Annotated in this window: 10 protein-coding genes, 2 tRNA genes and 1 rRNA gene; 5 read left to right on the forward strand and 8 right to left on the reverse strand. The window is 57.7% G+C overall.

Going from position 1 to position 14,667, the window contains the following annotated elements; all coding sequences use genetic code 11:
- Positions 1 to 12 precede the first annotated feature (12 nt).
- The 8 genes from ACYZT1_RS03815 to ACYZT1_RS03850 form a co-directional block, all read right to left on the reverse strand.
- Entirely contained in the window at positions 13 to 1,371 is a 1,359-nt protein-coding gene (locus ACYZT1_RS03815) for an 8-oxoguanine deaminase (protein WP_462017745.1), read from the reverse strand.
- 274 nt (positions 1,372 to 1,645) lie between these two features.
- Positions 1,646 to 2,332 (reverse strand): SDR family oxidoreductase, encoded by a 687-nt coding sequence (locus tag ACYZT1_RS03820; protein ID WP_462017746.1) that lies wholly within the window; start codon positions 2,330 to 2,332, stop codon positions 1,646 to 1,648.
- A 197-nt stretch (positions 2,333 to 2,529) separates the two neighbouring features.
- Positions 2,530 to 3,456 carry an ABC transporter permease gene (locus tag ACYZT1_RS03825; protein WP_462017747.1) on the reverse strand — a complete coding sequence of 309 codons (927 nt, stop codon included), beginning with the start codon at positions 3,454 to 3,456 and terminating at the stop codon, positions 2,530 to 2,532.
- Complete coding sequence (locus tag ACYZT1_RS03830) at positions 3,456 to 4,562, reverse strand: ABC transporter permease (RefSeq protein ID WP_462017748.1); 1,107 nt, start codon at positions 4,560 to 4,562, stop codon at positions 3,456 to 3,458. The genes ACYZT1_RS03825 and ACYZT1_RS03830 overlap by 1 nt, the downstream gene beginning before the upstream one ends.
- A gap of 12 nt (positions 4,563 to 4,574) precedes the next feature.
- Positions 4,575 to 6,140: an ABC transporter ATP-binding protein gene (locus ACYZT1_RS03835; protein ID WP_462017749.1), complete on the reverse strand. Its 1,566-nt coding sequence runs from the start codon at positions 6,138 to 6,140 to the stop codon at positions 4,575 to 4,577.
- A gap of 566 nt (positions 6,141 to 6,706) precedes the next feature.
- Entirely contained in the window at positions 6,707 to 7,288 is a 582-nt protein-coding gene (locus ACYZT1_RS03840; RefSeq protein ID WP_462017750.1) for an IMPACT family protein, read from the reverse strand.
- 7 nt (positions 7,289 to 7,295) lie between these two features.
- Complete coding sequence (locus ACYZT1_RS03845) at positions 7,296 to 7,946, reverse strand: TetR/AcrR family transcriptional regulator (RefSeq protein ID WP_462017751.1); 651 nt, start codon at positions 7,944 to 7,946, stop codon at positions 7,296 to 7,298.
- Between the two features lie 122 nt (positions 7,947 to 8,068).
- A complete protein-coding gene (locus tag ACYZT1_RS03850; protein WP_462017752.1) occupies positions 8,069 to 8,989 on the reverse strand; it encodes a LysR family transcriptional regulator in 921 nt (306 codons plus the stop codon).
- A gap of 140 nt (positions 8,990 to 9,129) precedes the next feature.
- On the opposite strand from ACYZT1_RS03850, the gene aptA reads away from it, so the two are divergent.
- The 5 genes from aptA to ACYZT1_RS03875 all read left to right on the forward strand — a co-directional run bounded on the left by aptA (position 9,130) and on the right by ACYZT1_RS03875 (position 14,496).
- Positions 9,130 to 10,479 (forward strand): omega-aminotransferase AptA, encoded by a 1,350-nt coding sequence (gene aptA, locus ACYZT1_RS03855; RefSeq protein ID WP_462017753.1) that lies wholly within the window; start codon positions 9,130 to 9,132, stop codon positions 10,477 to 10,479.
- A gap of 65 nt (positions 10,480 to 10,544) precedes the next feature.
- Entirely contained in the window at positions 10,545 to 12,038 is a 1,494-nt protein-coding gene (locus ACYZT1_RS03860) for a CoA-acylating methylmalonate-semialdehyde dehydrogenase (protein ID WP_462017754.1), read from the forward strand.
- A gap of 635 nt (positions 12,039 to 12,673) precedes the next feature.
- A 16S ribosomal RNA gene (locus tag ACYZT1_RS03865) occupies positions 12,674 to 14,210 on the forward strand.
- Between the two features lie 123 nt (positions 14,211 to 14,333).
- Positions 14,334 to 14,410 (forward strand) — tRNA-Ile (locus ACYZT1_RS03870).
- A 10-nt stretch (positions 14,411 to 14,420) separates the two neighbouring features.
- Positions 14,421 to 14,496: transfer RNA gene (locus ACYZT1_RS03875), tRNA-Ala, on the forward strand.
- Positions 14,497 to 14,667: the final 171 nt, after the last annotated feature.

A 14,667-nucleotide genomic window follows, 5' to 3' on the forward strand; every position in this document is an offset into this window, starting at 1 on the left:
CTTCGCGGCGGGTCAGGCGCCCGCGATCAGCTGCCGGGCGGCCTGGCTGTGATCGGCGATCAAACCTTTCAGATCCAGTCCTTCGACCTGGCCGTCAACCACGCGCCATTTGCCGCCGATCATCACTCGATCCGCCCGATCCGCGCCGCACAACAACAGTGCCGACACGGGGTCGTGACTGCCGGAGAAGCGCAGCTCATCCAGTTTGAACAACGCCAGGTCGGCCTGTTTGCCGACCGCCAGTTCGCCGATATCGGTACGCCCCAACAAACTCGCCGACCCTTTGGTCGCCCAGCCCAGAACGAGTTCCGGGGTGATCTTGTCCGCGCCATAACGCAAGCGCTGGATGTACAGCGCCTGGCGGGTTTCGAGCATCATGTTCGACGCATCGTTGGAGGCCGAGCCGTCGACACCCAGCCCGAGTAAAGCGCCGGCAGCGGTAAGGTCCAGCGTTGGGCAAATGCCTGAAGCCAGGCGCATGTTCGAACTCGGGCAATGGCAAATGCCGGTGCCGGCAGCGCCAAGGCGAGCGATTTCGTCAGGGTTGAAATGGATACCGTGCGCCAGCCAGGTGCGCGGCCCGAGCCAGCCGACACTGTCCAGATAATCAACGGTGCGCAGGCCGAAACGCTGCAGGCAAAAGTCTTCTTCATCAAGGGTTTCGGCCAGGTGTGTGTGCAGGCGCACGTCGAGTTTATTCGCCAGGTCGGCGCTGGCCGACATGATTTCCGGAGTCACCGAGAAGGGCGAGCACGGCGCCAGTGCGATCTGGATCTGCGCACCCTCGCCACGTTCATGGTAGCCGGCGATCAGACGCTGGCTGTCGGCGAGAATGACTTCGCCTTCCTGCACCGTTTGCTGGGGCGGCAGGCCACCGTCCTTTTCGCCGAGGCTCATCGAACCGCGGGTCAGCATGGCGCGCATGCCCAGTTCGCGGACGCTCTCGACTTGCACGTCGATCGCATTCTCCAGACCTTCCGGAAACAGATAGTGATGATCGGCGGCAGTGCTGCACCCGGACAGCAGCAGTTCGGCCAGCGCGACTTTCGTGGCCAGTGCCAGTTTTTCCGGAGTGAGGCGAGCCCATACCGGATAGAGGGTTTTGAGCCACGGGAACAACGGTTGATTGACCACCGGCGCCCAGGCGCGGGTCAGGGTCTGATAGAAATGGTGATGGGTGTTGATCAGGCCCGGCAGGATCACATGCTCGCGGGCGTCGAAGACTTGTCCACAGGGCGTCGAAGGTTGCTGGCCGGCGCCGAGCACTTCGACGATCAAACCGTCTTGCACAACCAGACCACCACGGGCATCGAGACCGTTGGCGGTGAAAATGGCGAGGGGATTTTTTAACCAGGTGCGGGTCGCAGGCATGTTGGCCGGCTCCTCTGAAAGTTGGGTTCAGGTTAGCCAGCTCAGTGATTACCCTGTCTGCTGATCCAGGGTCGCCGCGAAGGACGAGGTGCGCAGTTTCAGACAAAACCTCATTGCGGGCAAGCCCGGCCCGACCAGACGACGCAAACCCCTGTTTGGAATCGGCCCCTGTGGGAGCGAGCCTGCTCGCGATCAGGCCATCACCTTCAACATCTTGGTTGACTGACAATCGGCAATCGCGAGCAGGAGCGCTGCTACAGGGGCATTGCGGTGGTTACCAGGGAATCGTCTCGCCTTTGTAATTCACAAAATGATGCCCGCCCTTGCCGACAAAAGCATCCACCTGATCCACCAGCCCGCGCGTGCTGGTTTGCACATCGATGTCCGCTCCGTCGCCGCCCATGTCGGTTTTCACCCAGCCCGGATGCAACGAGAGCACAGTCAATTTGCGCTCGCCTAATTGCGTCACGAAACTGTTGGTCATCGAGTTCAGTGCCGCCTTGCTGGCCTTGTACAACGCCATTTCCGGCGCATCCGGCATGGTCACGCTGCCGAGCACCGAACTCATGAAGGCCAGCACGCCTGTGTGCGGACGGATCTGCCCGACAAAGCGCTGAGCCAGGTTGATCGGTGCCACGGCATTGGTGAAAAACAACTGCCCGACCTCGGCCAGCGTCGCGCCGCCTGGCGTCTGGATGTCCGGTCCTTTGACCCCGGCATTCACAAACAACAAATCAAACACCTCACCCTTGAGATGTTGGCTCAGAGCAATGACCGCCTGCTGATCGTCCATGTCGAGTTTTTCAATCCGTACATTGCCAAGCGCTTGCAAGGCGTCGGCATTTTGCGGATTGCGAACGGTGGCGGTGACTTGCCAGCCATCGCCCAACAGAGTCTTCACCAGCCCGAGGCCCAGGCCCCGCGAGGCGCCGATGATCAATGCGGTTTTTGCCGTAGACATGAGTGGCTTCCTTGATAAATGAGAATCACGGATTTAATGGACAACGTTGACCAGGTCGATGTTGCAATTCGCTACGCAAAGCGCCGAGTTCCAGGGCCTCATCGCGAGCAGGCTCCTCCCACAGGGGAGCGCGATTTTATGTGGGACCGAGCCTGCTCGGGATTGGGCCTGAGGATTTTCCGCAGCCCGCGGCTACCTTAATGCCCACCCTGCCACGGCTGCCCCAACGACATCGGCGCATACAATCGCGTGCGTAGCGCATCGCGCGACAACAGCACCAAAACCAGAATGGTCGCGAGATACGGCAACATCGCCAGCAGGCTCGACGGAATCGCCAGCCCCAATCCCTGCGCCACCAGGTGCAAAATGCTGGCGAGCCCGAACAGATACGCGCCCAGTAGCAACCGCCACACTCGCCAGCTGGCAAACACCACCAGCGCCAGCGCAATCCAGCCGCGCCCGGCGCTCATGTTTTCCGCCCACATTGGCGTATACGCCAACGACAGATACGCGCCGGCCAACCCCGCCATGGCCCCGCCAAACAAAACCGCCAGGGTGCGCACGCCGAGCACTGGCAAACCCGTCGCACTGGCCGCATCCGGATTTTCACCGACTGCCTGGATAATCAATCCGACACGGCTTTGCAGAATCACCCACGCCACCAAGGCAAACAACCCGAAAGACACATATACCAGCAGGTCTTGCGCAAACAGCATCCGCCCGATCAGCGGGATTTCACTCAGATAAGGAATCGCCACCGGCTCAAAACCCGCCAGCGGTTTGCCGACCCACGCCGCACCGATGAATGTCGACAAGCCCACACCGAAAATCGTCAACGCCAGCCCGGTCGCGACCTGATTGGCATTGAACACCAGCGCCACGAGCGCAAACAGTGATGACAAGAGCATCCCGGCGAGCATCGCCAGCAACACGCCGAGCCACAGATTGCCGCTGTTGAGCGCGACGATGAAACCGATCACCGCACCAAACAGCATCATTCCCTCCTGACCGAGGTTGAGCACGCCGCTCTTCTCACAGATCAGTTCACCCAGCGCCACCAGTAACAGTGGCGTACCGCAACGGATCATGGCGTAGAAAATATTACTCAGCAGATCGATATCCATCACAGCGCTCCTGCATGTACGGGGGTGCCTTGCGAGCGGCGCGGCCAGCGCACGTTCAGTCGCGGGCGATACAGAATCAGCACGTCACTGGCCAACAGGAAAAACAGCATCATTCCTTGAAATAATTGAGTGATGGCTTGTGGAAGATTCATGCTCATCTGCGCGTTCTCGCCGCCGAGGTACAACAGCGCCATCAACAGGCTGGAAAACAAAATGCCGATTGGGTTAAGCCGGCCGAGAAAGGCAACGGTGATCGCCGCATAGCCGTAACCCGGCGAGACTTGCGGCACCAACTGGCCAATCGGTCCGGTAACTTCGCAGACGCCGGCGAGCCCGGCCAGTCCGCCGCTGATCAACAGCGCCAACCAGATCAGGCGCCTCTCGCGAAAGCCGACAAATCCGGCCGCGCGCTTGTCCAGCCCAAGCACTTTGATCTGAAAACCGACAAAGCTTTTCTGCACCAGCACCCACACCACTACCAGGGCCAGCAGGGCGAAATACACCCCGGCGTGGACCCGACCGTCTTCCATCAGCAGCGGCAAGCGGCTGGCGTCGCCAAACATCGCTGACTCGGGAAAGTTGAACCCGGCGGGATCTTTCAGCGGCCCATGCACGCAGAAAAGCAGCAGATTGAGGGCGATGTAATTGAGCATGATGCTGGTGAGAATTTCATTGGCGTTGAAGCGCGTGCGCAACCACGCCGTCAGCCCTGCCCATGCAGCACCGGCGCAGGTGCCGGTAATCAGGATCAAAGCCAATGCCCAGCGACTGTCCATGTCAATGATGTTTACCGCCAGCGCACTGCCGGCCAGCGCGCCCAGCAGCAATTGGCCTTCGGCGCCGATGTTCCAGATACGCGCCTGATACGCCACGGCAAGCCCCAGCGCGCAGAGCAGAATCGGCAAGGCTTTCACCAGCAATTCAGAGAGACCGTAGAGGTCGCTGACCGGAGCGATCAACAAGGTGTGCAAGGTCAGCAAAGGATCATGACCGAGCGCAATAAACAGCAGCGAGCCGCAACCCAATGTCAGGACCGCCGCCAATAAAGGTGAGCACCACAACATCAAACGCGATTGCTGGCCGCGGGGTTCGAGTGAAAGCAGCATGTGAAAGCTCCGTTAAACGATGGCGGACGCAGAAGGTTGAGAAGTGTCGAACTGGCCGGCCATCCAGCCGCCAACATCAATCAGGCGGGTGTCGACGGTGGCCCGAAGCGTCGACAGGCGACCGCCGCACAATGCGCCGAGCCGGTCGCTGATCTGGAATAATTCATCGAGGTCTTCGGAGATCACCAGGATCGCCGCGCCGGCATCGCGCAAGGCGATCAACGCGCGGTGGATGGTCGCGGCGGCGCCGACGTCAACGCCCCAGGTCGGGTGCGCGGCCACCAGCAGTTTCGGCTGCTGGAGGATTTCCCGGCCGAGGATGAATTTCTGCAGATTGCCCCCGGACAGGCTGCGCGCCGCCGTATGCGTACCCGGTGTCTTGACCCCGAAACGGCGAATGATGTCTTCGGCGAGCGCTAGGACTTTGCTGCGCTGGATCAAGCCGTTGCTCACCAGCCCCTGCTGAAAAGCGGTGAGCAGCGCGTTGTCCGCCAGGCTCAATTCCGGCACCGCGCCATGCCCCAATCGTTCAGCGGGAACGAAGGCCAGGCCCAGGCGACGCCGGGCATCCGGGCGCAAATTGGCAACCGCTTGCCGGGCGAAACAAATGATCCCGCCGTCCTCGCGATGCAAGCGCTGTTCACCGCTGAGCAACGCCAGCAATTCATCCTGACCATTGCCGGCGACTCCGGCGATGCCGACGATCTCACCACTGCGCACTTGCAGGTCGATATCTTTCAGTGAACAACCGAACGGGTCGGGGTTGTGCCAGGACAAACCGCTGACATGGAGGAATGTCTCGCCGCCCGTCACCTTTGGATAGTCAGTCATCAGTTCGGCCGCGTCCCCAACCATCAACCGCGCCAGTTGCTGATCCGAGCATTCGGCCGGCACGCAATGCCCGGCCACCCGACCGCCGCGCAACACCGTCGCGCTGTGGCACAACGCGCGAACCTCGCCAAGTTTGTGGCTAATGAACAGAATGCTGCAGCCTTCGGCTGCCAGGCGACGCAGGGTGACGAACAAGTCGTCGGCCTCTTGCGGCGTAAGCACTGAGGTGGGTTCATCAAGAATCAGCAGGCGTATGTCCTGCATCAGACAGCGAATTATTTCGACCCGTTGCCGCTCGCCGATCGACAGGCTGTGGACAAGTCGTTCAGGCTCCAGCGCCATGCCGTAGCGCCGGGACACCTCGCGAATTTTCGGTGCAAGCTGTTTCGGTGTCCCGGCTGACGCACCCATTGCCAACGCAATGTTCTGCGCCACACTCAGGGTTTCAAACAGCGAGAAATGCTGAAACACCATACCGATCCCCAGACTGCGTGCCTGGGCCGGATTGCGCATGTTCACGCGCTCCCCTTGCCACATCATGTCCCCAGAGTCGGCGTGCGTGACGCCATAAATGATCTTCATCAGAGTGCTTTTTCCGGCGCCGTTTTCGCCGAGCAACGCGTGAATCTCGCCAGGAGCAATGCATAAATCGATGGCATCGTTGGCCAGACATCCCGGGTAACGTTTGCTGATGGCACGCAATTGCAGGCGCGGTGTTGAGTCGGAACTCGGCTTGGCGTTGGGCATGACAGGCTCGGTTACTTGAAGTGATGCCTGTGGATAAAGCAATATCCTGGCCACCAGGTCAGGAAAAAAAAGAAACCTTGCAGCGGAGGGTATCGAGAACGGCGTTGCGCGCCATGTCGATGGAACTCAGGCACTCATTGAGGGCAGTACCGCTGAGCAGGCTCCAGTTTCGCTCACGAAGTTTGATCAAAAAACGATCAGTGAGGATCAGCCCATGCCTGACCTACACTCGCGGCAGTCATAAACGGGTTATCCACAGATTGCTCCACAGTATTTGTGCGCAAGCCGAAGTGACAGGCATAAGCACCGCATTGCTTTGTTCAAAAGGTGCTAAACAAACCTAACCTTTTGTTTTTACGTGAATTCAGGCTGAACGCGTACTGTTTGCACAAAAAATGATCAACGTTCGCAAAGCCGCGTGACAGAAGGGTTACAGCGTGATGTGCTCAGGTTATCCACAGTCGGGTGCACAGTAGATGTGGGCAAATGCCCGGTTGATTAAATCCGCTCGCACCATGCCGGCTCACAACCATAGGAGCTGACGAAGGCTGCGATCTCTTGATCTTCTAGCGCCGCAACAAAATCCGCCCGCGACTCAGGTCCGCCAGCTGGCTTTGCAACGTATCGATCTGCGCTTCACCAATCGCCAGCTGCAGCTCAACGCCGTTGGCCGTGAACGTTTCTTCGACGATCAATCCGCCGAGTTCCGCCAGGCGAAGTTTCAGCAGCGTCAACTCGGCGAACCCGCATGTGCAACTCAGCGGCACGCGGCTGATCAATTCGATTTTCGCGGCAGCCTGCAGGCACTTGTTGGCGCCGCCGCCATACGCCCGGGCGAGCCCTCCGGTACCCAGTTGAATGCCGCCGTACCAACGGATAACCAGCACCGCGACCTGATCGCAATCCTGTGCATCGATTGCCGCCAGAATCGGGCGCCCGGCAGTGCCGCCCGGTTCGCCATCATCGGTACTGCGATATTGATCGCCGAGCTTCCACGCCCAACAGTTATGCGTGGCGTTCAAATCGCTGTGTTGTTCGATGAATGTTTGAGCTTCACCAGGGCTGCCGATGGGCGCCGCGAAGGTGATGAAACGGCTTTTGCGAATTTCTTCGCGGAACTCGCAAAAGCCGCTAAGAGTAAAAGGCATAGGTATCTTATTGAGTTGAGGTCAGGCCGCAGCCTTTGAGAATGATGCGGATCAGGTTGTCGCCTGCGTCTTCCATGTCTTGCCTGGTCAACTTGCTGCGACCGGTCACCCGGCAGATCTGCGTAGCGAAATCGGCGTAGTGCTGAGTGCTGCCCCACAGCAGGAAGATCAGGTGCACCGGGTCAACCGGGTCCATTTTGCCTGCGTCGATCCAGGCCTGGAACACACCCGCGCGGCCCTGGAACCACGCCCGGTAGTCCTGGTTGAAATATTCGGTCAGACACTCGCCGCCGCTGATCACCTCCATCGCAAAGATGCGCGAGGCTTGTGGCTGGCGACGGGAGAATTCCATCTTGGCGCGGATGTAACGCGTCAACGCTTCAGCGGGATCGTCGTCGGCGGTCAGGGTGTTGAAGGTGCTGTCCCACAACTCGATGATGTTGCTCAACACCGCCACGTACAGCCCAAGCTTGTTGGTGAAGTAATAATGCAGATTCGCTTTGGGCAACCCGGCCTTCAGGGCAATGGTGTTCATGCTCGTGCCTTTGTACCCGTGTCGGGCAAACTCATCTTCGGCGGCTTTGATGATGGTCTCTTCGTTCTTCTGACGAATGCGACTGGCGGGTTTGCCGCCATGGGCTGGGACTTCAAAGGTCATAGGCACTTCCGGACAGGTGAGTGGGGTGCGGCCCTAAGGTTGATAGCGCACGAACGGGGTTCAGACAAGTACCGCGTGAAACTGGCAGGAGCAAGCTTCGCTCCTACCGATATTGTTGGTTGCTAGCGGGTGGCGGCGAGACTCTCCAAAAAGCTTTCCAGCACCAAATGCGGGCGGCGGCCCTTGCGCGTGACCGATGCGAGGCTCAGGTCATAAAAACGGGCTGTGGGTTTCAGCGCACGCAGGCGACCTTGCTGAACCCAGAGGCTCGCATAATGATCCGGCAGATAGCCGATGTATCGCCCAGTCAAAATGAGAAATGCCATGCCTTCGCGGTCGGACGCACTGGCAGTGCAATTGAGCGCCTGGTAATGCGCCTGAATCTCGGCCGGCAAACGGAAGGTCGGAGCAATCGCGTCCTGGCTATCAAGGCGCTCGTCATTCAGTTGTTTGTCATCGACATAAAATAACGGATGACCGACCGCGCAATACAACAGCGAACGCTCGCTGTACAGCGGCTGATACTCCAGGCCGGACAGCGCACTGGCTTGCGGAACGACGCCAACGTGCAAGCGACCGTCGAGCACACCTTGCTCCACTTCGTTGGGGGCGATCATGCGGATCTGGATCTGCACGTCCGGCCCGCGTTCCTTTAATTGTGCCAAGGCGTGAGTGATGCGCATGTGGGGGAGGGTGACGAGGTTGTCGGTCAAACCGATAGTCAGTTCACCGCGCAGGTGCTGATGCAGCCCGTTGACCTCGGTGCGGAAACTTTCCAGCGCACTGAGTAATTGCAACGAAGACTGGTAAACCTCGCGCCCTTCCTCTGTCAGGGAAAACCCTGCGCGACCACGTTGGCAAAGACGTAAACCGAGGCGCTGCTCAAGATCGCTCATCTGCTGGCTGATCGCCGAGCGACCGATACCGAGTACAGATTCCGCCGCAGAGAAACCGCCGCACTCCACAACGCTGCGAAATATCCGCAGCAAGCGGATATCAAAGTCGCTGACCTGGGCCAGCGGATCCGGGCGACGAGTGCTCATATTGTTATGTCTCGTAAGTTTAGTGGGCGGCAGACTGAACATCTGAAAAGTTGGATTTCACCGACTTTATCCCCGTGGCAATTTAGTCGCAAGAACGTCTTCATCTCCACGCCGCTTATTTGCCTTGCGAGGTTTTGCCCATGAACTTGCCCGAAAACGCCCCGTCTTCACTGGCCAACCAGCTCAAGCTTGACGCTCACTGGATGCCCTACACCGCCAACCGGAATTTCCAGCGCGACCCGCGACTGATTGTGGCGGCAGAGGGCAGCTGGCTGACGGACGACAAGGGTCGCAAAGTTTACGATTCGTTGTCCGGTCTGTGGACGTGTGGCGCCGGGCATACCCGCAAGGAAATTCAGGAAGCCGTTGCCAAGCAGTTGGGTACCCTCGATTACTCGCCGGGTTTCCAGTACGGCCATCCTCTGTCGTTTCAACTGGCGGAGAAAATCACCGACCTGACGCCGGGCAATCTGAACCACGTGTTCTTCACCGATTCGGGTTCCGAGTGCGCCGATACCGCGGTGAAAATGGTCCGCGCCTACTGGCGTCTAAAAGGTCAGGCGACCAAGACAAAAATGATTGGCCGTGCCCGTGGCTACCACGGTGTGAACATCGCCGGCACTAGCCTGGGCGGCGTTAACGGCAACCGCAAAATGTTCGGTCAGGCGATGATGGATGTCGATCACCTGCCGCACACTCTGCTGACCAGCAATGCCTATTCTCGCGGCATGCCGAAAGAGGGCGGTATTGCCCTGGCCGACGAGTTGCTGAAGCTGATCGAGCTACACGACGCTTCGAACATCGCTGCCGTTTTCGTCGAACCAATGGCTGGCTCCGCAGGCGTGCTGGTTCCACCGCAGGGCTACTTGAAGCGTCTGCGGGAGATCTGCGATCAGCACAATATCCTGCTGGTGTTTGACGAAGTCATCACCGGTTTCGGTCGCACCGGTTCGATGTTCGGCGCAGACAGCTTCGGCGTCACCCCGGATCTGATGTGCATCGCCAAGCAAGTTACCAACGGTGCGATTCCGATGGGTGCGGTGATTGCCAGCTCCGAGATTTACCAGACCTTCATGAATCAGGCGACGCCTGAATACGCGGTGGAATTCCCGCACGGTTATACCTACTCCGCCCACCCGGTGGCTTGCGCGGCAGGCCTGGCGGCACTCGACTTGCTGCAAAAGGAAAACCTGGTGCAGAGCGTGGCCGAAGTCGCACCGCATTTCGAAAATGCGCTGCACGGTCTGAAAGGCTCGAAAAACATTATCGACATTCGTAACTACGGTCTGGCCGGTGCAATCCAGATGGCACCGCGTGACGGCGACGCCATCGTGCGTCCGTTCGAAGCGGGCATGGCGCTGTGGAAAGCGGGATTCTACGTGCGCTTCGGCGGCGACACTCTGCAGTTCGGCCCAACTTTCAACAGCAAGCCGCAGGACCTTGATCGTCTGTTCGACGCAGTCGGCGAAGTGCTGAACAAGATCGACTGATTTTTCTTCCATATATGAGAGTGCCCGTTGAAGGGCGCTTGTGCACAACGTTACTGGAGCCCCGCATGAGCCTTATCCCGCATTTGATCAATGGCGAAATGGTGACCGAAGAAGGTCGCACTGCCGACGTGTTCAACCCGTCGACTGGCCAGGCGATCCACAAACTGCCTCTGGCCAGCCGCGACACCGTTCAGAGAGCTATCGATTCGGCCAAGTCGGCGTTCCCGGCCTGGCGTAACACCCCGCCGGCCAGGCGCGCGCAGGTGATGTTTCGTTTCAAGCAATTACTGGAACAGAACGAAGCGCGTATCTCGCAGTTGATCAGTGAAGAACACGGCAAGACTCTGGAAGATGCTGCGGGGGAATTGAAGCGCGGGATCGAGAACGTTGAATTCGCCTGTGCAGCGCCGGAAATCCTGAAAGGTGAATACAGCCGCAACGTCGGGCCGAACATTGACGCCTGGTCTGACTTTCAGCCGTTGGGCGTGGTGGCCGGTATCACGCCGTTCAACTTCCCCGCGATGGTGCCGCTGTGGATGTATCCGTTGGCGATCGTCTGCGGCAACTGCTTCATTCTGAAACCATCGGAGCGCGATCCGAGCTCCACGCTGCTGATCGCCCAATTGTTGCTGGAAGCCGGGCTGCCCAAAGGCGTGTTGAACGTGGTGCACGGTGACAAGGCTGCGGTCGATGCGCTGATTGAAGCGCCGGATGTCAAAGCACTGAGCTTTGTCGGCTCGACGCCGATCGCCGAATACATCTACGCCGAAGGCACCAAGCGCGGAAAACGTGTCCAGGCACTTGGCGGGGCGAAGAACCATGCGGTGCTGATGCCGGATGCCGACCTGGACAACGCCGTCAGCGCACTGATGGGCGCGGCGTACGGTTCTTGCGGCGAGCGTTGCATGGCGATCTCGGTGGCCGTGTGTGTGGGTGACCAGGTTGCGGACGCGTTGGTGGCCAAGCTGGTCCCGCAGATCAAGGCGCTGAAAATTGGTGCCGGGACGTCGTGCGGTCTGGATATGGGGCCGCTGGTTTCCGCTCAGGCACGGGACAAGGTGAGTGGCTATATAGAAGACGGCGTTTCTTCCGGGGCGTCATTGATCGTCGACGGCCGTGGTCTGAGCGTAACCGGGCATGAAGACGGATTCTTCCTGGGTGGCTGCCTGTTCGATAACGTCACACCGCAGATGCGTATCTATAAAGAAGAGATCTTCGGGCCGGTACTCTGTGTTGTCCGAGTGAACAGCCTGGAAGAGGCCATGCAACTGATCAATGATCACGAGTATGGCAATGGCACGTGCATCTTTACCCGTGATGGCGAAGCAGCACGTTTGTTCTGCGACGAGATCGAGGTCGGTATGGTCGGCGTCAACGTGCCGTTACCGGTGCCGGTGGCCTATCACAGCTTCGGTGGTTGGAAGCGTTCGCTGTTTGGCGACCTGCATGCGTACGGTCCGGACGGCGTGCGCTTCTATACGCGTCGCAAGGCAATTACCCAACGCTGGCCACAACGCGCCAGCCACGAAGCCTCGCAATTCGCTTTCCCTAGCTTGTAATGCAGGGTGAGGGCCGAGCTTTCTGGGCTCGGCCTTCGCGTTTCCGGCCTTTTTGGACCTGTATGACAGAAATGTGAAAATCAGGGGTTGACGGCAAATTCTGGACGTCTATAATTCGCCCCACTTCCGGCGCAGTCGAAACAGAAAACTCCTTGGTAAACAAAGAGTTACGCAGTTTTCGGCAGCAACTTGCTTCAGATCATCGAAGACTGGAAGGAGTTGAAAGGGCAGTGTTGTTGGGCTCTTTTGACGATTCGATCTTCTCGGTCGAAAGCGGAGAAAAAGAGGTGTTGACAGCAGCGAGTAACGCTGTAGAATTCGCCTCCCGCTAACGAGAGATCGGAAGCGCAAGTGGTTGAAGTTGTTAAGGATTTCCCAGCGAAACTTTGAAAACTTCTTAAAATAACCGCTTGACAGATACACGGAGCGCTGTAAAATGCGCGCCTCGGTTGAGACGAAAGATCTTAACCAACCGCTCTTTAACAACTGAATCAAGCAATTCGTGTGGGTGCTTGTGGAGTCAGACTGATAGTCAACAAGATTATCAGCATCACAAGTTACTCCGCGAGAAATCAAAGATGTAACCAACGATTGCTGAGCCAAGTTTAGGGTTTCTTAAAAACCCAAAGATGTTTGAACTGAAGAGTTTGATCATGGCTCAGATTGAACGCTGGCGGCAGGCCTAACACATGCAAGTCGAGCGGTAGAGAGAAGCTTGCTTCTCTTGAGAGCGGCGGACGGGTGAGTAATGCCTAGGAATCTGCCTGGTAGTGGGGGATAACGCTCGGAAACGGACGCTAATACCGCATACGTCCTACGGGAGAAAGCAGGGGACCTTCGGGCCTTGCGCTATCAGATGAGCCTAGGTCGGATTAGCTAGTTGGTGAGGTAATGGCTCACCAAGGCGACGATCCGTAACTGGTCTGAGAGGATGATCAGTCACACTGGAACTGAGACACGGTCCAGACTCCTACGGGAGGCAGCAGTGGGGAATATTGGACAATGGGCGAAAGCCTGATCCAGCCATGCCGCGTGTGTGAAGAAGGTCTTCGGATTGTAAAGCACTTTAAGTTGGGAGGAAGGGCAGTAAATTAATACTTTGCTGTTTTGACGTTACCGACAGAATAAGCACCGGCTAACTCTGTGCCAGCAGCCGCGGTAATACAGAGGGTGCAAGCGTTAATCGGAATTACTGGGCGTAAAGCGCGCGTAGGTGGTTTGTTAAGTTGGATGTGAAATCCCCGGGCTCAACCTGGGAACTGCATTCAAAACTGACAAGCTAGAGTATGGTAGAGGGTGGTGGAATTTCCTGTGTAGCGGTGAAATGCGTAGATATAGGAAGGAACACCAGTGGCGAAGGCGACCACCTGGACTGATACTGACACTGAGGTGCGAAAGCGTGGGGAGCAAACAGGATTAGATACCCTGGTAGTCCACGCCGTAAACGATGTCAACTAGCCGTTGGGAGCCTTGAGCTCTTAGTGGCGCAGCTAACGCATTAAGTTGACCGCCTGGGGAGTACGGCCGCAAGGTTAAAACTCAAATGAATTGACGGGGGCCCGCACAAGCGGTGGAGCATGTGGTTTAATTCGAAGCAACGCGAAGAACCTTACCAGGCCTTGACATCCAATGAACTTTCCAGAGATGGATTGGTGCCTTCGGGAACATTGAGACAGGTGCTGCATGGCTGTCGTCAGCTCGTGTCGTGAGATGTTGGGTTAAGTCCCGTAACGAGCGCAACCCTTGTCCTTAGTTACCAGCACGTTATGGTGGGCACTCTAAGGAGACTGCCGGTGACAAACCGGAGGAAGGTGGGGATGACGTCAAGTCATCATGGCCCTTACGGCCTGGGCTACACACGTGCTACAATGGTCGGTACAGAGGGTTGCCAAGCCGCGAGGTGGAGCTAATCCCAGAAAACCGATCGTAGTCCGGATCGCAGTCTGCAACTCGACTGCGTGAAGTCGGAATCGCTAGTAATCGCGAATCAGAATGTCGCGGTGAATACGTTCCCGGGCCTTGTACACACCGCCCGTCACACCATGGGAGTGGGTTGCACCAGAAGTAGCTAGTCTAACCTTCGGGAGGACGGTTACCACGGTGTGATTCATGACTGGGGTGAAGTCGTAACAAGGTAGCCGTAGGGGAACCTGCGGCTGGATCACCTCCTTAATCGACGACATCAGCTGCTCCATGAGCTCCCACACGAATTGCTTGATTCATTGAAGAAGACGATAGAAGCAGCTTTAAGCTCCAAGCTGATAGCTCATGGCTAACAGTTACAAGCTCGAAATTGGGTCTGTAGCTCAGTTGGTTAGAGCGCACCCCTGATAAGGGTGAGGTCGGCAGTTCGAATCTGCCCAGACCCACCAATTTTGTTATGGGGCCATAGCTCAGCTGGGAGAGCGCCTGCCTTGCACGCAGGAGGTCAGCGGTTCGATCCCGCTTGGCTCCACCATAAACTGCTTTGTGCCGTTAGAGTTTAGAAATGAGTATTCCACCGAGAATATTGATTTCTAGTCTTTGATTAGATCGTTCTTTAAAAATTTGGGTATGTGATAGAAAGATAGACTGGCCCCCACTTTCACTGGTGGGGCTCAGGCTAAGGTAAAATTTGTGAGTTGCTCTT

The organism is Pseudomonas sp. PB3P13, from assembly GCF_054897735.1.

Bases quoted from the DNA above. Each gene is read 5' to 3' on its own strand.
- ACYZT1_RS03815 (WP_462017745.1), bottom strand. From the start codon at position 1,371: ATGCCTGCGACCCGCACCTGGTTAAAAAATCCCCTCGCCATTTTCACC.
- ACYZT1_RS03820 (WP_462017746.1), bottom strand. From the start codon at position 2,332: ATGTCTACGGCAAAAACCGCATTGATCATCGGCGCCTCGCGGGGCCTG.
- ACYZT1_RS03825 (WP_462017747.1), bottom strand. From the start codon at position 3,456: ATGGATATCGATCTGCTGAGTAATATTTTCTACGCCATGATCCGTTGC.
- ACYZT1_RS03830 (WP_462017748.1), bottom strand. From the start codon at position 4,562: ATGCTGCTTTCACTCGAACCCCGCGGCCAGCAATCGCGTTTGATGTTG.
- ACYZT1_RS03835 (WP_462017749.1), bottom strand. From the start codon at position 6,140: ATGCCCAACGCCAAGCCGAGTTCCGACTCAACACCGCGCCTGCAATTG.
- ACYZT1_RS03840 (WP_462017750.1), bottom strand. From the start codon at position 7,288: ATGCCTTTTACTCTTAGCGGCTTTTGCGAGTTCCGCGAAGAAATTCGC.
- ACYZT1_RS03845 (WP_462017751.1), bottom strand. From the start codon at position 7,946: ATGACCTTTGAAGTCCCAGCCCATGGCGGCAAACCCGCCAGTCGCATT.
- ACYZT1_RS03850 (WP_462017752.1), bottom strand. From the start codon at position 8,989: ATGAGCACTCGTCGCCCGGATCCGCTGGCCCAGGTCAGCGACTTTGAT.
- aptA (WP_462017753.1), top strand. From the start codon at position 9,130: ATGAACTTGCCCGAAAACGCCCCGTCTTCACTGGCCAACCAGCTCAAG.
- ACYZT1_RS03860 (WP_462017754.1), top strand. From the start codon at position 10,545: ATGAGCCTTATCCCGCATTTGATCAATGGCGAAATGGTGACCGAAGAA.